Below are 15,502 nucleotides of genomic sequence, written 5' to 3'. Positions count from 1 at the left end.
ATCTGCTCTCTCCTCCGTCCTGCCAGACGGATTGCGTGTTCGTGACACGAGACAGATGGGGACGGACGGTGGAGGACCTCAAACAGGCTCTCAGGGCGGACCACTCCCATGGGGGCGGATCAGCGGCGTCCTCGACCTGACGAAGTGCGCCCGAACGGGGCCGATCTACAAACCCGGCTCGGCACAGGCGAGCACGATGCGAGCCCGCTGGGCGAGCACCTGACCGACATTGCGGCGGCGCATGAGCCCTTGCAGGTTGCTGCGTTCAGCCGCGCTCAAGCGAAGGTCGGCTGGTTTGGGGCCGCGAGCCATCGGCACCTCCGTGCAGACATCGCTGACACCTGCGGGTCCTGACCCAAAACCGCAACCGCACTTCCAACTCAGACCACTAAGCAGGCATCGGCCATTCCCGACTTCGCGGCTCTCTGCACTCACAACCGTGAGCGCTGCGCGGCGCCCATAGCCGATCCGATGCAGCCCGCCAGCCCCACCACCTTCGAGCCGCCCATGCCCGTCGTCCCAGTTCGTGCAGACGGGCGCTTCGTGCTGCTCGACGTGGGGTACGGCCTCGAGACCGGGGCGACCCCTGTCCGGGCGCAGGAAGCCAGGGCTTGTCTCTGCGCGAGGTCTGCGGCCTTCCTGCGCTCCCACGAGATGCCGGAAGCCAGCATGCAACTTCGGATGAGTGAGGCGGAAAAGGCCGCGTTCCGTTCTTTTGCCAGCAGGGCCGGGTCATACTTCGAGTTCGGCATCGGCGGCAGCACCTATGCCGCTGCCGAACTCGTCAAAGGCCGGGTCGTCGCCATCGACAGCGATCCGGAGTGGGTCGACAAGGCCCGCAACGCGCTCAGCCCATCCGCGTACGAGCGCACCCTGCTCCGTGTCGATATCGGCCCGACCCGAGAGTGGGGCTACCCGACCGGCGGCCTCGGCTCGGAACAGCACGGGCGCTACTTTAACGCCATCGCGGAGCACCAGCCGCAGGACTTCGATTTCTGCCTGGTCGATGGCCGCTTCCGGATCGCCTGCCTGATTGCGGCCCTGAGGAGCACCCGCTCCGACACCGTCGTCGCCTTCCACGACTACCGGTGCCGCCCCCACTACCATCCGGCGGAGCAGTTCGGTCGTGTCATCTACGAAGCCGAGGACATCAGCTTCTTCGTCCGGCGTCCTGGCCTATCGAACGCCGAGCTTGATCGAGCGAAGATGAAGTACGGCAAGGACGCTCGCTAGTCTCAACACGGAGACCCGATCGCGTATGGTCTCGGTCTCGCGGGCGGTCGTCGCGGGCGTGGATGCAAGGCGCTTTCGCGCCGACGAACAGGTCGGGCCGCGCATCGCGACATCTCGGAAAGGAGATGCCGCGAGCATGCTTGGTTCAGGATTCGGCAGTGATCGTCTGCGACGCCACGCCCTGCAGTTTGCGCTGCGCTCGCTCGACGATGACGATGCTCGCTGTCTTAAGATGCTTCGGCGGCTCGAAGGGGAACGTGCTGACGATTGCGCGTACGTAAAACTCGCCGCCGCCGAGCCGCGTCAGAAGATAGGTCAGTTCATCGATCGAGATGCCGAACGGGTCAAGTTCGCCGCTATGGTCCGGCCAGTGCTGGCGGGTGTATTCGAGGATGATCCACCCGCCGGGTCGCAGGCAACTCATCCATGACGTGAACATCTTTTCGGGATCGTAAGAATGATCCCATGAATTTGAATAAATGAAATCGGTTACGCCTAGCCATTCAGGCTTTGTCTCGTGGAAGTCCCACTGGATGGTATTCGGAAAGTCGGTGGCTGTGCTGCTGATTTCGGTGCCAATTACGTCTGCACCAAGATTATCGCGGAACCATTCCTGCTCTTTTCCGCGCCGCGTGCCGTGACAAAGGCCGTTTTTCACGTCGCCTATGTTGCTTTTAAGCAGCTCTGAGAGATATTTGACAAGGTCTTTATTGACCCAAACCATGTTTATTTTACGCTTATTGCCTTCTTCCTGAATATTCTGATATCTCGCGTAATCGAACCTTCCGTCAGCCGTCACGAACTTTGTAAGCTTCATAACAACTTCCCCATCAGAGCGTTCGAATTAAGCAGCGTGCCATGTCGGGCGCGCACGGGCCGTTGTGTCACAGGGGGCACGAGACCTCAAGCAAGGGCGCGCATCCCTTGCAGAATGGTAGTCGAACGTATCATCACACCGCGGAATCGAACACAAACGGGTTCTCGCTGTCGAGGAGTTGTGCTTAGAAGTTCCGTTCCATCTGGGCGAGATGCGCTTGGGTGAGAAGCGGCGTCGTGCGCAGGGCCGAGAAGGGTTTCTCGGGAGCGACGTACAACCGACCTGCACGCAGCTTGGCAGTACGCGGATCGGACCTTGCCAGGCTGCGCACGGGTTCGCGACGCGCAGGGACCCATGCAGATCGGCCGGCATACCGCGCCGGAAGTGGTAGGTCGCCTCGCGCAGGATGACGTTGAAGAGGGCTGCCACCGCTCTCGTTCGCCGCCCTCGCGGGCGGGCTTGTGTAGCAGCGACATGTAGCAACCGGCTCGCTCCGCAGGACGGCCGGACGAGAAGCTGAATGACTTGAATGACTTGGGCTAAAAGTTGGCTGGGGCGCCAGGATACTCAGCCAGCGCCAAGAGCCTCGCTAAGTCTTTGATGATGCTCGTATTACCTCTGCGACTCGGCTCCCTCGTGTACCACTATCCTGCCTCACCGCAATAGCCCAGATCTGGAAGCGGCTGCGGACCCGGACGGTGTGGTCGGCGCCGTCCTTCGTGAACCGCCAGACTGCATAGGGCGGCCGGGGGCGCTGACGAAGCCGAGGCAGGCGTGTCCGGCGAGGTCTTCGGGTGTCGCGGGAGCTCCGTGCTCGGCGAGATAGGTCGGCGACGCGCAGACGACCTGTTCATGAGAGGCGAGTTCGCGGCTAGCCGCAGCACTACATCGTAGCCCTCGTCCACCGGATCGACGTAAAGGTCCGTGAGCATCAGCTCGATCTCGATCGCTTCGTGGTGTGCCATGAACGCGGTCAGCACCGGCGCGAGCCGAGTCGCGCCGAAGTCCACGGGCGCACTGACGCGCAAACGGCCGCGCGGCGCTGAGCTCCTCGATCACCGACTCCGCCGCCTCGACCTCGGCCAGCACGCGGCGGCAACGCTCGTATTAAAGCCGTCCGGCATCGTTGAGGCTCTGCCGCCGGGTCGAGCGATGCATCAGCGGCGTGCCGAGCCGATCCTCCAAGGCCCTAACATGCTTACCGGCCATCTGCGGGGATAGGCCAAGGGCCTTGGCCGCGGCCGTCAGAGAGCCCAGGTCGCTCGCCTTCACGAACACCAAGGGGAACCAGTACCACCCGCGCTGTCATGCGCGGTTCGTGGATCTAGATCGTGCAACGACGCCGCCGGACTTGCCACCGGCAATGGCCGGGTTGAAATTGATTAGAGGCGGCAAAGCCTGATTGAGGCCTGGCTGCACGTCAAGTAGGTGGGGCATGGTTCTGAAAATTCCGCAGCCTCCGACCCTGAAAGAATTCCTTGAGGCCAGCAACCTCGAAGTCGCAAAGGAGCCGCCTTGGGTGCATTCCGCAAGTGCCGGGCGCATCTGGGATTTCGTTAACGCAGGAAAGATAATCGCCTTCCCCTGCAATGTTTTTACAGGCGAAAACCTCTGCTATTTCTTCGTTGGGCGACCAGCATATAAGCGGGACGATATTACAAACCCAGGAGACTGGGAGTTGCCCATGGCATTTGTTATGCGCTTCCCAAAGCCTCCTAAAATCAAGCGCATCTTCCCTTTCGACAGCGGCGCGTTTGCAAACAAAAGATTCCCCACATACATCACAATGTTTAAAATCAATCGCTTTGACATATCTGGCGATCAACGGAACATCGGGCGCCTCATATCCCTGGTTTACCGTACACCGACACAGTACTTCGAGCGGAGACCCAGCGGGCACGAGGAAATCAAGCGGGAACACGATCTACTGCCTCGTCATCAGGAAATCCTGGCGGTTTCAAAGCTCGCGCTGGAGAATGCATCTCACCAAATGGATGATCGTGCAGCTGCAATAGAGGTATCGGTAGAGGAAGACATAACGCTGCTGCAGGAGCACTTGGTTGGGATTGTGATGCCGGAGGAATACGAACGGGAAAAGGAGCTATGGGCTCACCTAAAAAGTCTCACGCCGAACCTCGAAACGTACAGGATATTGCCCAGCTCCCTACACGGATATTATGCCCGAGTGTCTGATTGCGTTGACCGGATCTATAAAAAGGCCGGCATACAGCTATGACCGAAGAGCAAAAAGTCCATCGGCTTATTGGTGCCATCAAGCTGACCCCGGCAGCTGATTGCATCGGCCTGCCGGTCATGAAAACCGCCCGCAGCAACGCTGTCTACGTCCCGGAAATGGATGTGGAGCTGGCGATTACAGACTTCCTTACTTTCGTCAATGAAGGCCAGTACCATATTGAGTTCAACATCCCCCGCGAAGAGGCCTTGCGCTCTTACAAGGTCGGCGATCCAGCTCCTATTCCCTACTGGGTCGAGGGCGCCTGCCATGTGATTGGCGGGGATTCTGAAGCGAGCGATATTTCAATTAAACACCCGGCGCACAATCATCATGACGTGCTTCTTACCCTGAGAGGTGCGTTGAATGACGCTCGCACCGGCGTGTTCAAACGTGAACAGCAAGAATGGGTCGCCAGGGATATCGCAAATCAGTTTACAGACGTGTTTTTTGAAGAACCTGTCTACTCGCTATATTGGATAAATCGGTTCGCTCAGGCAATCGAACATGCAGCGCGCTTTATAAAACCACCTCATCTCGTCTATCAAAAATTACGTGCACTAGGTCTAGAGTGGATTAGGAAATTTGCTACAAAAACTGACCTGCGCCGGTTTAACCGGGTGATCTCATGCCTCGTCGCTAACAGAGCGCTGTCAATCAAGCGGGCGCAAGGCCTGTATTTCGCGTTCCTTATGCACAAACTCGAATCGCGGTCTTACAAAAAGATCGAAGCCGATCTAGTCCGCAGCAATGAGTTCGCAGCCCTTTTTCCTTACGGTCTGTATATATTTTACCGGGAGAACAATTGGCCGGAGGTTAATTTCGCCTACGAGAAGCCCTATCATATCTTTGATCCATTTTATAAGGCGCTACAAAAGGCAGAAGCAGACAATAATTTCGAGCATGTGGAATGGATGTCCTACGCATATTTTTTCAAATCAGATGCGCCTCGGGAGATCGCTGATGCAGTGGTGCCATTGCTAGAAAACAGCAAGGATGAGTATGTCAACGAGAAAAGGTGGTTCTTGAATGAAGGCTACCAAGCCGATGACCGGGTTCACTTGTTGAAGCTATACAAAAACATGATGCACCTTGACGGCGTACTTAGGGGCAATGTGCGTCTTTCCGGAGACTTTTCAAACAGAAGGTTTGACGTTGACCATAGATTTGTGGTCGACCTCTTCGGCGGCGGTGACTGGATACCATTATAAGCATTAGGATCAGCGGAATTGCCCCTGGATGTGGCGCAATATCATACGCTGCCGTCTCCGATCCGCCTGTCATTGTGGCTCCGAAGGTTTTGCGATCGATTTTGGCAGGGCATTACGAGAGACACATAACATTAAGGTTAAGAACCAGTCGGACACCGCTTAGGTCGATTGGATCTTGCCTTTATGGACGCGCGCACCAGATAGTGTGGCAGAGCAGATAAGATATCCGCTCGACGTAGGTGTAAGGTACGGTGTTCGCCCTTTTCCCGGAGGGCGGCCGCCGGCGCGGTTCCCGCCGCGCCAGCGACCTGACCATCAGCGTCTCACTGTGCTAGCAGGAGACAGCATATGGCTAAGGCCATTTACGGCGGACCCGTGTCCGCGTGCAACACCATCCTGACCATGCCGACCGGATCGGCGTCCCTTCTTCCGGACACCGTCTCGCACCCGCTGATCACGCCCTATGTGCAGATCGCCCTGCTAGCGGCCTTGAACGGGACGGGCGGATCCAGCCTCGGTGATCTCGCCGACGCCATCCCTGCACACCCCCAGCCGATCTCGGCCGTGCTCGCCCTCGTCGACGCTGGTCTTCTCGGCATCGACCTCGTCTCCGCCTTCGACGCCTCCTGCCGCGTCTGGCGCAATCCTCCCGCGCGTCACTGATCCCCCGATCATCCAGCGGCTTCTGACAGTCCGCAGCACGTCATCCGTGCTTCGTCCGGCCTGCGCCACGATGCGCCCGGCCGAGGCCGGATAACGCGCGCAACCCGACGCCGCGCGTCGCTCTCACCCTGTCCGTCTACGTGATCGCACCGGCCGCGCATCCGCGGCGGTGCGGGAGATCCCCCATGCCTTTCCTGCTCGCCCGGCTCCTTCACCTCTTCCGTCTCGCGATCGCCATCGGCTTCCCCGTTCCCGGCACCAGCCTCCGGGTCGCAGGTGACAGCCTTACCGACCTGCAGGTAATCGCCGCCGACTGGGCCGACCTGCCCCGTGTCCAGGCATGGCTCGCCGAGCGCCGCTACGGCGGTGTCTACATCCTCGTCGGCCGTAGCAATAGCCGCACCCGGGCCAGGGTCGGCGAGGGCGTCAAGCTCTGGACGCGGCTCGGAGATCACAAGGCGGACCCGCAGCTCGACTTCGTCGAGGAAGTCTACGTCCTTGTCTCTCCCATCTTTCATAAGGGCGCTACTGTCTATCTTCAGGAGCAAATCTCCCAGATCGTGCAGGCCGAGCCCCGGCTCGACTTCCATAAGGGTTGCGGCCCACTGGCAGGCTTTCCCCTCGGCGAGGCGGACCGCAAGTCGCTCGACCTCGCCGTTCTGCTCGGTCTGAACCTGCTCCATGCCGCCGGGCTGCGCGTGCTGCAGCCGGGCCAGAGCCGGCTCGCCCAGCAGGTCGCCGCCCTGCTGGCGGAGGCGGCGTGATGGCCGGCAACACGATTACGGCGATGGAAACGGTCCCCGCAGACCCTTCCGTCATCGCGACCGCAGCGATGGCGCGCATCCCGATGCTCGGCGACCTGCAGGTCGACGCCGCCGACATCCGGAACCTGCACCTTGCCGTCGATGCCGGCTTCATCATCGGGCCCCGCGACAGCTGCGCCGGTCCCGTCCTTCTCATTGAGATCCCGCTCATCCCGAACGAGGAGAACAGGTCGTGAGCACCGACGAGAACACGCGATCCGCCCCGGCGGACGCCGTCCCGACGCGCTCCGGCGACGTGGACGTGAGCAACCGGCCTAACACGAACCAGGCTGGCAGCGGGCGCGAGGTTGCCGTCGAGACTGAGTTCGATTCCGATCCGGCGATCTCGGACCTGCTCGACCTCGGTGAGCCCGGTGACGGTTCGGCTGGTACCACCGATGCTTCCGGCGGCCGCTCCGGCTGGCAGAACTGGCGCGGCGTGCGCCAGTTCGACGGCCTTGGTCAGCCAATTGAGCTGCTGGTCGAGATTGCCCTCGACGCTCCGCTGTCCTCACGCGTTCGTCGCGCTCTGCACCAATCCGAATCTATCGTCGTACTGATCAACGTGCCGAGCGCGGCGTGGGTGAAGCCGGTCGACGAGGCGATCCGGCGCGCCAGCGGACATCGGGCGGCGTGCCTGTTGTTGACTAGGCAACCGCGCGTCTCAATCAGCACCGATCCCGACACAGAGGCGGCAAACCTCGTTGCCCGCGGTCGCCCTGTGGTTGCGATCACCCCGGACCCGACCTGGGTCGCGCCGCTGCTGTCCGCTGCCGCCGATCACGTCATCACCGTGCCGCCGCTCAATGCGGCGCAGGTCGGATTGGCCGTGCGCATGTGGTGCGGGCGCCGGACGCGGACGGTGCTGGCACCGGACAATCTCGCAGGTCTCGACCTGTCCGACGTGGCGGCAGCCCTGAGGTCCGGTTCGACTCCTGCCGCTTGCCTGAATCGGATCCGCCGGGCGAGCCAGGCCCGGGTTGGCACGGCGGAGGGCGAGGCGGTCACCCCCCTTGATCAGCTGACTGGTTACGGCGGGGCTCATGCCTGGGCAATCCGCACTGTGGCCGCAATCGCCCAGGTGCGCCGGCGTGAGATGCCGGCATCCGCATTGGAAGGGGTCGTGCTGTTCGGGCCGCCAGGCACCGGCAAGACGACGCTGGCGAGAGCGCTCGCCCAGGCCTCAGGCGTGGTTTGCGTCGAGACAAGCGTTGGTCGGTGGTTCGCCGAGAGCCCGGGCTATCTCGATAGCATCATCAAGCAGATCGCACAGCTCTGCGATCGACTCGAATATTCAGCCAAGCAAGATGGCTGCGCCATCGGCTTTTTCGATGAGCTTGATGCACTGCCGAGCCGCTCTCGATTGGACGATCGCAACGCCGCGTGGTGGGGTACTATCATTTCGTACTGTCTCATCCGCTTCGAGACCTTGCGCAAGGCGGGCGTCGTCTTGATCGGTGCGACCAACCATATCGACAGGATCGATGCGGCGCTGCTGCGGCCCGGGCGCTTCGACCGACAGTTCCTCATCGCAGCCCCCGACGAGGCCGGGCGCCTCGGCATCCTGCGCGTTCATCTCGGCGACGACCTCGCCGAGGCCGACCTGACCTCCGCCGCACGCCTGTCGCACGGCATGACCGGTGCGGTGCTGGCCGGATGCGTGCGCGCCGCACGGAACCGGGCTCAGGCGGCCGGCAGGCCGATGCAACCCCACGATCTGCTCGCGGAGATTGCCCCTGCCGACGCGCGCTCACCCGCCCAGCTGCGGGCCGTCGCCCTCCATGAAGCAGGACATGCCCTGCTCGCCCACCGTCTCGGCATCACTGTCGTGCAGGTTACGACGAGGGAGGGACCGAACCATTGTGGGGCAACGGTGCTGCGCCTGTCCGATCCGATGCCGGACCGCGCCGCACTTGAGCGCCGCGTGATCGGTCTGCTGGGCGGGCGTGCCGCGGACGCGGTGCTTGGCAGCGGCGCTACGGCCGGGGCAAGCGAGGATCTGCGCGAGGCAACCCGCCTGCTGGCCGCAGTTCACGCGAGCCTCGGGCTCGGCGACACGCTGAGGGCGGTCGTCAGCCAGGAACACGCCGCGGTACTGCTGCGTGAGGACGCGGCACTGGCCCAAGTGGTCGAGGCGGACCTTCGCCGCCTGCAGAGCATGGCCGAGGCCCTCGTGCGCGCCGACCACTCCGCGATCCTGGCGCTGGTCGAGGCTCTTCTCACCCACCGCGTCCTCACCGGCGACGAGGTTGCGGAAATCGCAGCTAGGCACCGCCCCCGCCTCCGCGTCCGAGCTGGCTGTCGGCCCGCTGCTCCACGGCACATCGGATTGGTCCTCCCCGATCGATCCAGTCTCACCACGGCCCGGTGAGCCGAGATCAGCCGCCAGCGATCGACGGGAGCAGTCTGACGCCAATCCCGATTCGAGATGTCATCCCAACGCGAGAGAGGAGTTGGATATGAGCCACGCCGAACTGGAGCGACACCTATCCCTTGGAGAGGCCGAGCGCCTGGAGAGCGCGCTGATGGCTTTCGACCGGCTCATCGCCGGCACGCCGCCCAACCCTGCCGAGCTTGCCGGCGCGCCCGTGCTGAATGCATGGCACCGCACGCAGGTGCCGATCCTCGAGCCGGCCCTGGTCGGTTGGGTCGAGAGTCATCCGCAGCTGCCTGGATCTCGTCGCGTCGTCACCTCGAGGCTTCTGGTGCTCGACGAGACCGCAGGATGGGCGAGAACAGTGAGCCGGCTGTACCGGCTCATGGCACCCAGCACCTGCGGCAAGTCCTGAACGTCCCCTCTTGGACAGACCCGAAACCGGATGTGCAGACGTTCGAATCGGGCACCCCGTAGATCTTCCCTTACCTTTTATCAAAGCCTCTGGAGCATGTCCGTGCCTGAGACCGTATTGGTATTCGATCTGGAAACGGTGCCCGATCTCGCAGCTGTGGCGCGGGTGCACGGCCTCGATCCCGACGACACGGACGGCGCACGCGCCAAACTCGGCGGCGGTTTTCCAAAGCTGATCTATCACGCCATCGTATGCATCGGCGCGTTAATCGCTGAGCGCATGGACGAGGCGTGGCAGGTGCGGGCATTGGGTGCGCCGCACATCGGCGAGCGTTCCGAAGCCCAGCTCATCATCGACTTCGCCGCGCGACTCGATCAGTTGCGACCGCAACTCGTAAGCTTCAACGGCCACGGTTTTGACTTGCCGGTGATCCGCTACCGCTCCCTCGTTCACGGCATCGCCGCGCCCGGTTTGACAGCCCGGCCGTATTACAGGCGCTACGATGAGGCCGGGCTCGACCTGTGCGATGTCCTGGCGAACCATGACGCCCGGGGCCGGATTGGCCTCGACGCACTGTGCCGTGCGATGGGCCTGCAGGGGAAGCCTGAAGGACTCGATGGCGGCGGCGTCGCCGAGCTCGTTGCCCAGGGGCGCCTGCAAGACGTCGCGGCTTACTGTCAGGCCGACCTGATCGCGACTTACAGAATTTTCCTCGCCTATGAGCACTTGCGCGGGAAGCTGTCCCCCGTCGGATACAATCGCAGCATTGCCGACCTCGACGCCTTCCGGGCGCGGACGGGGGCCACGGACCGCGATGCGATCACAGCTTTCCCGGTTGAAGCGCCGACACCGTCCCACGCCGCCTGATTGCGAACGCTCACGCCGCCCCGGCCGGTGATACTTCCGGACGCCAAGAAGGAGTCCTGCAACATGCTGTCGAATGCAGATATCGCCACGGGCCGGCGCATCGGCAGACATAGAACCGGCTATGCTGCCTTAGGATTGAGGGGGAAGTAGCCTACGTGCCCACGTGGTCGACGCGGAACGCGCAAAACGCGCAAAACGTCCGAAACCCATCGAGCGTCGACCTAGGATCCACCGGCAGTCATGCCGATGCTGCCGACCATGCCTTCCGCGCAGCGGAGAGGAAGGCAGGATGGGCTTGGTAATCCGCTCGCGTCCGACCCGTGCGGTTGCGTCGGGGCGCCTCTGCGATGCAACCAAGCCGCAGGAGCCGATCGACCGCCTTCTCCCAAGCTGCACGGTCGCGATAGCAGGGCGCGCGCCGCGCTTCGCGCAGTTCCCGCACGTTGAAGTCGAAGCCCTCGACCGCGCGCGCGATGAAGATTGCGATGGCGCGCAGATCCGCATCCGGATCCGGCCGGGCCTGGGCCGCGTCGAGCGCCCGCTCCGCGCTCGGTAGGTAATTCTCGTCCAGCAGGCGGATTGCCGAGCGCACGTACGCATCGCCGACCGAGGGCGGGAGGCCGGCCTTGTCCGCGAGCGCATGGTCGAGGATCGCCAGCACGAAGGCGAGCCGTAGCGCCTGGGTCGTCGCCCGGTTGTAGGTCGAAGCCAGCATGCCGGTCGTCTCGCTGGCCTCCGCCGCCCAGCGCCGTGAAGCCGGTCCGACGGCCCGCCATGCGTGCTCGGTGATAAGGACCGGATGTCCCCCGAAGGCACTGGGGGATGCCGGTAGCGCGTAAGCCTGGCGCAGCACCCCCTCGAACCGCTTCGTCGCGGGCGCGCTGCGCGAGGGCAGATCGGTGTCACGCACGATCTGCGGGTACGTGATGAGACTGCGCGCGAACAGCCCGTCATCCTCATGGCCCACGACATGCTTGAGCTTGTCCGGCTGCACGCCTCCGCACAGGCTGAGCAGCAACGCCGGCAGGATCTGCGCACCGTTAGCCCGCTCGCGCACGTAAGGGTCGCCGTCGTAGCCCTGCAAGAGCGCGGCTCGCCCTTCGTCCGAGCGCAGGGTAGCGCCGCGCAGGAGGCCGATCACGTCGGCCTGGGCGAGCAGCAGGCCACGGGGCTGCGCCTGCAGCTTATCGAGGATGCCCGACAGCGTCGTGCTGGTGCAGGTGATGAGCCCTGGCGGCGGCGCGGCCGCTTCCGGCAGGCGATAGGAGGAGAAGTCGACCTCGTCTTGATCGAGGCCCTCCCGGATCTTGCGCCGCGTCCGGCGCAGCTGCTCGGCCCGGACCATCTGTGCCACGGCTTCCCGGTTGGGATCGGGGACAGTCTGGCGGAGCGCACCGAGGCCGATCTCGGTGAGCACGTTGACGGTCTGACGCATAGATACTGATTTTCCGCTGCCGGAAGCACCAACCAGCAGCGCCCACATGGCGCTGGGCTCGCGCCACTCTGCATTGATCTGGAGATGGGCGCTCGTACCGACGGCGGCCGCAAGCGTGGCAAGGACGCTCGTGACGAGGAAGGCCGGGTGGGTACGCTGGCCCTGGGCCATGCCGGCGATCAGGTCGCGGACACCCGCGGGCAACGCGTCGAGGGGAAAGGATGGTACGGGCCGCATCGCGGTGTCGAGGAAGCCGAGGTCCGGGCCCGTGTCCTCCCCGGCCTTACCCTCCGGCGTCACGGTCGCGAGGATGGTTCGGGTGACGGGGCGAACGACGGATGAGATCGGCGGCAGATGATGACCGGGCGGCGTAGCCTCCGTCAGGCGGACACCCGCTTCGGTCTCGACGACGGGGCACGCGGGGTTGATCGTATCGGAATCGAACGGTGCGGACATGCGACATCTGCCTCATGCGAGGGTGGGGGCGAGGCACACCGTCGTATGCATCACCGAATAATCAGCCGATGTCGGGAGCTTGACCGATGGAGATACAGTGCATCAAGCAACACTTTGTGGGATATTTGCCCCCACACGAAAAAACTTTGCCGCTCGCTTTCTCCGAGAGGGGCCATCCGCGGCGGGAACCTCGCAGTTGAAAGCCATCTCGGGGTCGGGCGGATTGCCGGTTCCGCAGCACACCGTCTGCGTGATGCGCGCGGACGGCGGGCCGCTGTGTTCCGACACGTTCAGTGCCCGTAGGGTTTGCCGAGGTCATCGCGCAGGCTCGCGACTTCATCCTGCAGCGAGGAGTACGCGGCGCTCAGTTCGGCGATCCGGTCTCGATCGTCCGCTCGTGCCTCCGCCAGCGTACGCAGCCGCTGCTTCGCTTCCGCAAGCACTGTCAGGAAATCCTGCCGCACCTCGGCTTCAACCACCTCACGCAGCCGCGCGCGCGCTGCATCGTAGGTCTGCTCCAGCGCGGTCCGACGCCGAGCTGCGTCCCGCTCGGCCAAGTAGAGCGTGCGCTGCAAGCGGGTGCGCTTGGGGCCGAGGCGGGCATGGCCGAAGCCACGGCTGACGCGTACGTGGTAGTCGTCCTGCAACGCGCGCATCGCCGCGAGGTAGTCGGCCCGCTGTTCGGTCTTGCCCTTCCGCTCGGCTTCGGCCCGCCTGAGCGCAGCCCGACCCGGATGAATCGCCTCCCAGTCCAAGCAATTCGTCGGGGTGAGCGAGGGTACCGCATAGGCCTGCAGGTGGCAGTAGTCCTCGTCCCGGTGCTCGACAACACTGAGAAGCGTGTCGCCGAACCGGCTCCGGCACCAAGCCAGCGCCGCGTCCCGCCACGCGCCGTAGCAATCCGCCGCGTCGGGAGCATTCCGATCTTCGACGAGGGTTCGAGGGACAGGATAGGAAAGCACGGCAGCCATCAGGACGGCGCCATCGCGGCGCAAGCGCCGGCCTTTGGTATCACGAGCCTGTGCGGCACGTTCGGTTGCGAGGATGCCGACGTCGAGCGGCGAGACGCCGAACAGCAGCGTGGGCGCAGTGGGGTATGGCACGTGACGGGCGGCACCGGCGGCACGCGCGCCTTCCCGGGTGATGCCGTCGACCGTGGCCCATTCGGGGGCGCCCTTACGTGGTGCGACGCCGTACAGGCTGATGTGGAGAAACTGGGATTGCGTAGACATGAAACACCTCCACGCGTCATTCTCGACACAAACTCGAATTCCACCATAGGGGGTTGGGGCAGAAGACGGCCGAACTCTGGAAGGCCACACAAACGAGGGGGTCGAAGCGACATCCCAGTCGGTCTCTAGGATGTGACTGGGATATGGGCTAGAAGCTGGCTTGAATGTCGGTGACCTTGCCCCCTGTTTGCCCCCGTTCATAACCAGAGTCCGTTCTGGTTCTGGCCCCTACGGCCGTGAAACACCGCCTCGCCCCGGCTCCCTTCACAGGGATGCACGGGTGTGGTCTCCTGGCGCATCTTCGGCTGACGGTGACAAGCTCGGGCATCGCGATCGATGCGGGGAATGCCGGCCTACCGTCCCTTGACCGTGCCTGCCAGGGCAGGAACAAACGCTAAACTCAGAGGCAGGTGGCGCAGCGCGTTGGTCGCCAGCAAGGGATGTGGTTTCAACTCGACGCCGATGCGCAAGATCATCCACATCGACATGGACGCGTTCTACGCCTCCGTCGAGCAGCGTGATGACCCGAGCTTGCGGGATCGGCCGCTCGCGGTCGGTGGCTCGCGCGAGCGCGGTGTTGTGATGGCGGCGAGCTACGAGGCAAGGCGCTTCGGCGTGCGCTCGGCCATGCCGTCGGCCACCGCGCGCCGGCTCTGTCCCGACCTCGTGTTCGTGCGCCCGCGCTTCGACGCTTACAAGGCCGTCTCGGCCGAGATTCGTGCCGTGTTCGAGGAGCACACGCCTCTCATCGAGCCAGTGGCGCTCGACGAGGCGTACCTTGACGTTACCGAAAACCTGAAGGGCCTGCCGACCGCGACCGAGGTGGCGAAGGACATCCGCGCCACGATCCTTGCCCGAACCGGTCTCGTTGCCTCAGCGGGCGTATCCTACAACAAGTTCCTGGCCAAGGTTGCCTCCGACCACAGGAAGCCGGACGCGCTGTTCGTCATCACACCGGCGATGGGGCCGGGCTTCGTCGAGGCCCTGCCCATCGGCCAGTTTCGCGGCGTCGGACCGGCGATCGAAGCGAAAATGCGTCGCCTGGGCATCCAGACCGGTGCCGACCTGAAGGCGCGCTCGCTCGACGAACTGCGAGCGGCCTTCGGCAGCGCGGGTGACTACTATCACTCAGTGGCGCGGGGCATCGACGAGCGGCTGGTGCGGGCACACCGCGAGCGCAAATCGATCGGCGCGGAAACAACGTTCTCGCAGGACACGAGCGAGTATGCGGTGCTGGCCGAACGTTTGCAGCCATGCATTGACAAGGTGTGGGCGGTGGCGACCGCGAAGGCAGTGGTAGCCCGCACCGTGACGCTGAAGCTGAAGTTCTCGGACTTTGCCCAGATCACCCGGGCGCGCTCGCTGCCGGTCGCGCTCGCCGACCGCGCGACGCTGGAGGGGGTCAGCCTTAGCCTGCTGCGAGAGGCGTTTCCCTTGCGCCGGAGCGTGCGGCTGATCGGTGCGGCGCTCTCGTCGCTGCAGGCGCCGTCCGCTGATGACGATGCACGGCAGCTCGATCTTTCCTTGTGACGGAGGTCGGACGTTCAACGCGCCAGCGGCGAGACGGGGCTTGTATGGTCCGTCGCGGACCTGACTTCAGGAACAAGGCAGGGGCGAACTCCTGACCCCAAGCGGACATTCGACCTGTGCCCGCCGAAGGTCCGGATGGGGTGGAGGCTGTGTGAAAAACTCTGCTGTTCTGATAGTCTCTGCGGGACGGTGGAGGCGGCTATGGCGCGTTTTGTTTGTGGTGCTGATCGCCA

14 protein-coding genes and 2 pseudogenes are annotated in these 15,502 nt (G+C 63.6%); 10 read left to right on the top strand and 6 right to left on the bottom strand.

Annotated features, from left to right (window positions below; genetic code table 11):
• Positions 1-171: 171 nt before the first annotated feature.
• A pseudogene (locus HNR00_RS24910) lies at positions 172-312 on the bottom strand (IS630 family transposase); the annotation flags it as partial.
• A 159-nt stretch (positions 313-471) separates the two neighbouring features.
• On the opposite strand from HNR00_RS24910, the gene HNR00_RS24905 reads away from it, so the two are divergent.
• Entirely contained in the window at positions 472-1,233 is a 762-nt protein-coding gene (locus tag HNR00_RS24905; RefSeq protein ID WP_183574175.1) for an O-methyltransferase, read from the top strand.
• 145 nt (positions 1,234-1,378) lie between these two features.
• Here HNR00_RS24905 and HNR00_RS24900 read toward each other — a convergent pair whose 3' ends face one another.
• From HNR00_RS24900 to HNR00_RS26125, 3 genes and pseudogenes are all read right to left on the bottom strand, one after another.
• Positions 1,379-2,050, bottom strand: coding sequence for a hypothetical protein (locus HNR00_RS24900; RefSeq protein WP_183574173.1), 672 nt, complete (start codon positions 2,048-2,050; stop codon positions 1,379-1,381).
• 654 nt (positions 2,051-2,704) lie between these two features.
• Positions 2,705-3,081: pseudogene (locus HNR00_RS26130) on the bottom strand (LysR substrate-binding domain-containing protein); the annotation flags it as partial.
• Between the two features lie 76 nt (positions 3,082-3,157).
• Entirely contained in the window at positions 3,158-3,322 is a 165-nt protein-coding gene (locus HNR00_RS26125) for a helix-turn-helix domain-containing protein (protein ID WP_376770412.1), read from the bottom strand.
• Between the two features lie 163 nt (positions 3,323-3,485).
• Here HNR00_RS26125 and HNR00_RS24885 point away from each other — a divergent pair, with 163 nt between their 5' ends.
• From HNR00_RS24885 to HNR00_RS24850, 8 genes are all read left to right on the top strand, one after another.
• Complete coding sequence (locus tag HNR00_RS24885) at positions 3,486-4,286, top strand: hypothetical protein (RefSeq protein ID WP_183574167.1); 801 nt, start codon at positions 3,486-3,488, stop codon at positions 4,284-4,286.
• Positions 4,283-5,494 (top strand): hypothetical protein, encoded by a 1,212-nt coding sequence (locus tag HNR00_RS24880; RefSeq protein WP_183574165.1) that lies wholly within the window; start codon positions 4,283-4,285, stop codon positions 5,492-5,494. The genes HNR00_RS24885 and HNR00_RS24880 overlap by 4 nt, the downstream gene beginning before the upstream one ends.
• A gap of 348 nt (positions 5,495-5,842) precedes the next feature.
• Entirely contained in the window at positions 5,843-6,157 is a 315-nt protein-coding gene (locus HNR00_RS24875; RefSeq protein WP_183574163.1) for a hypothetical protein, read from the top strand.
• Positions 6,158-6,342: 185 nt separating this feature from the next.
• Positions 6,343-6,921: a GIY-YIG nuclease family protein gene (locus HNR00_RS24870; protein ID WP_183574161.1), complete on the top strand. Its 579-nt coding sequence runs from the start codon at positions 6,343-6,345 to the stop codon at positions 6,919-6,921.
• Positions 6,921-7,157 carry a hypothetical protein gene (locus tag HNR00_RS24865; protein WP_183574159.1) on the top strand — a complete coding sequence of 79 codons (237 nt, stop codon included), beginning with the start codon at positions 6,921-6,923 and terminating at the stop codon, positions 7,155-7,157. Before HNR00_RS24870 ends, HNR00_RS24865 begins: the two co-directional genes overlap by 1 nt.
• Positions 7,154-9,331, top strand: a complete 2,178-nt coding sequence (locus HNR00_RS25740; protein ID WP_183574157.1) for an AAA family ATPase — start codon at positions 7,154-7,156, stop codon at positions 9,329-9,331. Before HNR00_RS24865 ends, HNR00_RS25740 begins: the two co-directional genes overlap by 4 nt.
• 88 nt (positions 9,332-9,419) lie before the next feature.
• Complete coding sequence (locus tag HNR00_RS24855; RefSeq protein WP_183574155.1) at positions 9,420-9,749, top strand: DUF6634 family protein; 330 nt, start codon at positions 9,420-9,422, stop codon at positions 9,747-9,749.
• A 102-nt stretch (positions 9,750-9,851) separates the two neighbouring features.
• Positions 9,852-10,616 (top strand): 3'-5' exonuclease, encoded by a 765-nt coding sequence (locus tag HNR00_RS24850; protein ID WP_183574152.1) that lies wholly within the window; start codon positions 9,852-9,854, stop codon positions 10,614-10,616.
• A gap of 238 nt (positions 10,617-10,854) precedes the next feature.
• On the opposite strand, the gene HNR00_RS24845 is transcribed toward HNR00_RS24850, so the two are convergent.
• Both HNR00_RS24845 and HNR00_RS24840 read right to left on the bottom strand, forming a co-directional pair.
• Positions 10,855-12,507, bottom strand: coding sequence for a DUF3987 domain-containing protein (locus HNR00_RS24845; protein WP_183574150.1), 1,653 nt, complete (start codon positions 12,505-12,507; stop codon positions 10,855-10,857).
• Positions 12,508-12,797: 290 nt separating this feature from the next.
• Positions 12,798-13,739 carry a plasmid recombination protein gene (locus HNR00_RS24840; RefSeq protein WP_183574148.1) on the bottom strand — a complete coding sequence of 314 codons (942 nt, stop codon included), beginning with the start codon at positions 13,737-13,739 and terminating at the stop codon, positions 12,798-12,800.
• A gap of 462 nt (positions 13,740-14,201) precedes the next feature.
• Here HNR00_RS24840 and dinB point away from each other — a divergent pair, with 462 nt between their 5' ends.
• Positions 14,202-15,269: a DNA polymerase IV gene (dinB, locus tag HNR00_RS24835; RefSeq protein WP_183574186.1), complete on the top strand. Its 1,068-nt coding sequence runs from the start codon at positions 14,202-14,204 to the stop codon at positions 15,267-15,269.
• Positions 15,270-15,502: the final 233 nt, after the last annotated feature.

The sequence above is a fragment of the Methylorubrum rhodinum genome (assembly GCF_014199935.1).
GTDB lineage: Bacteria > Pseudomonadota > Alphaproteobacteria > Rhizobiales > Beijerinckiaceae > Methylobacterium > Methylobacterium rhodinum.
The sequence above is the reverse complement of the archived record's forward strand: the minus strand, read 5'-3'. Positions and strand labels throughout refer to the sequence as shown.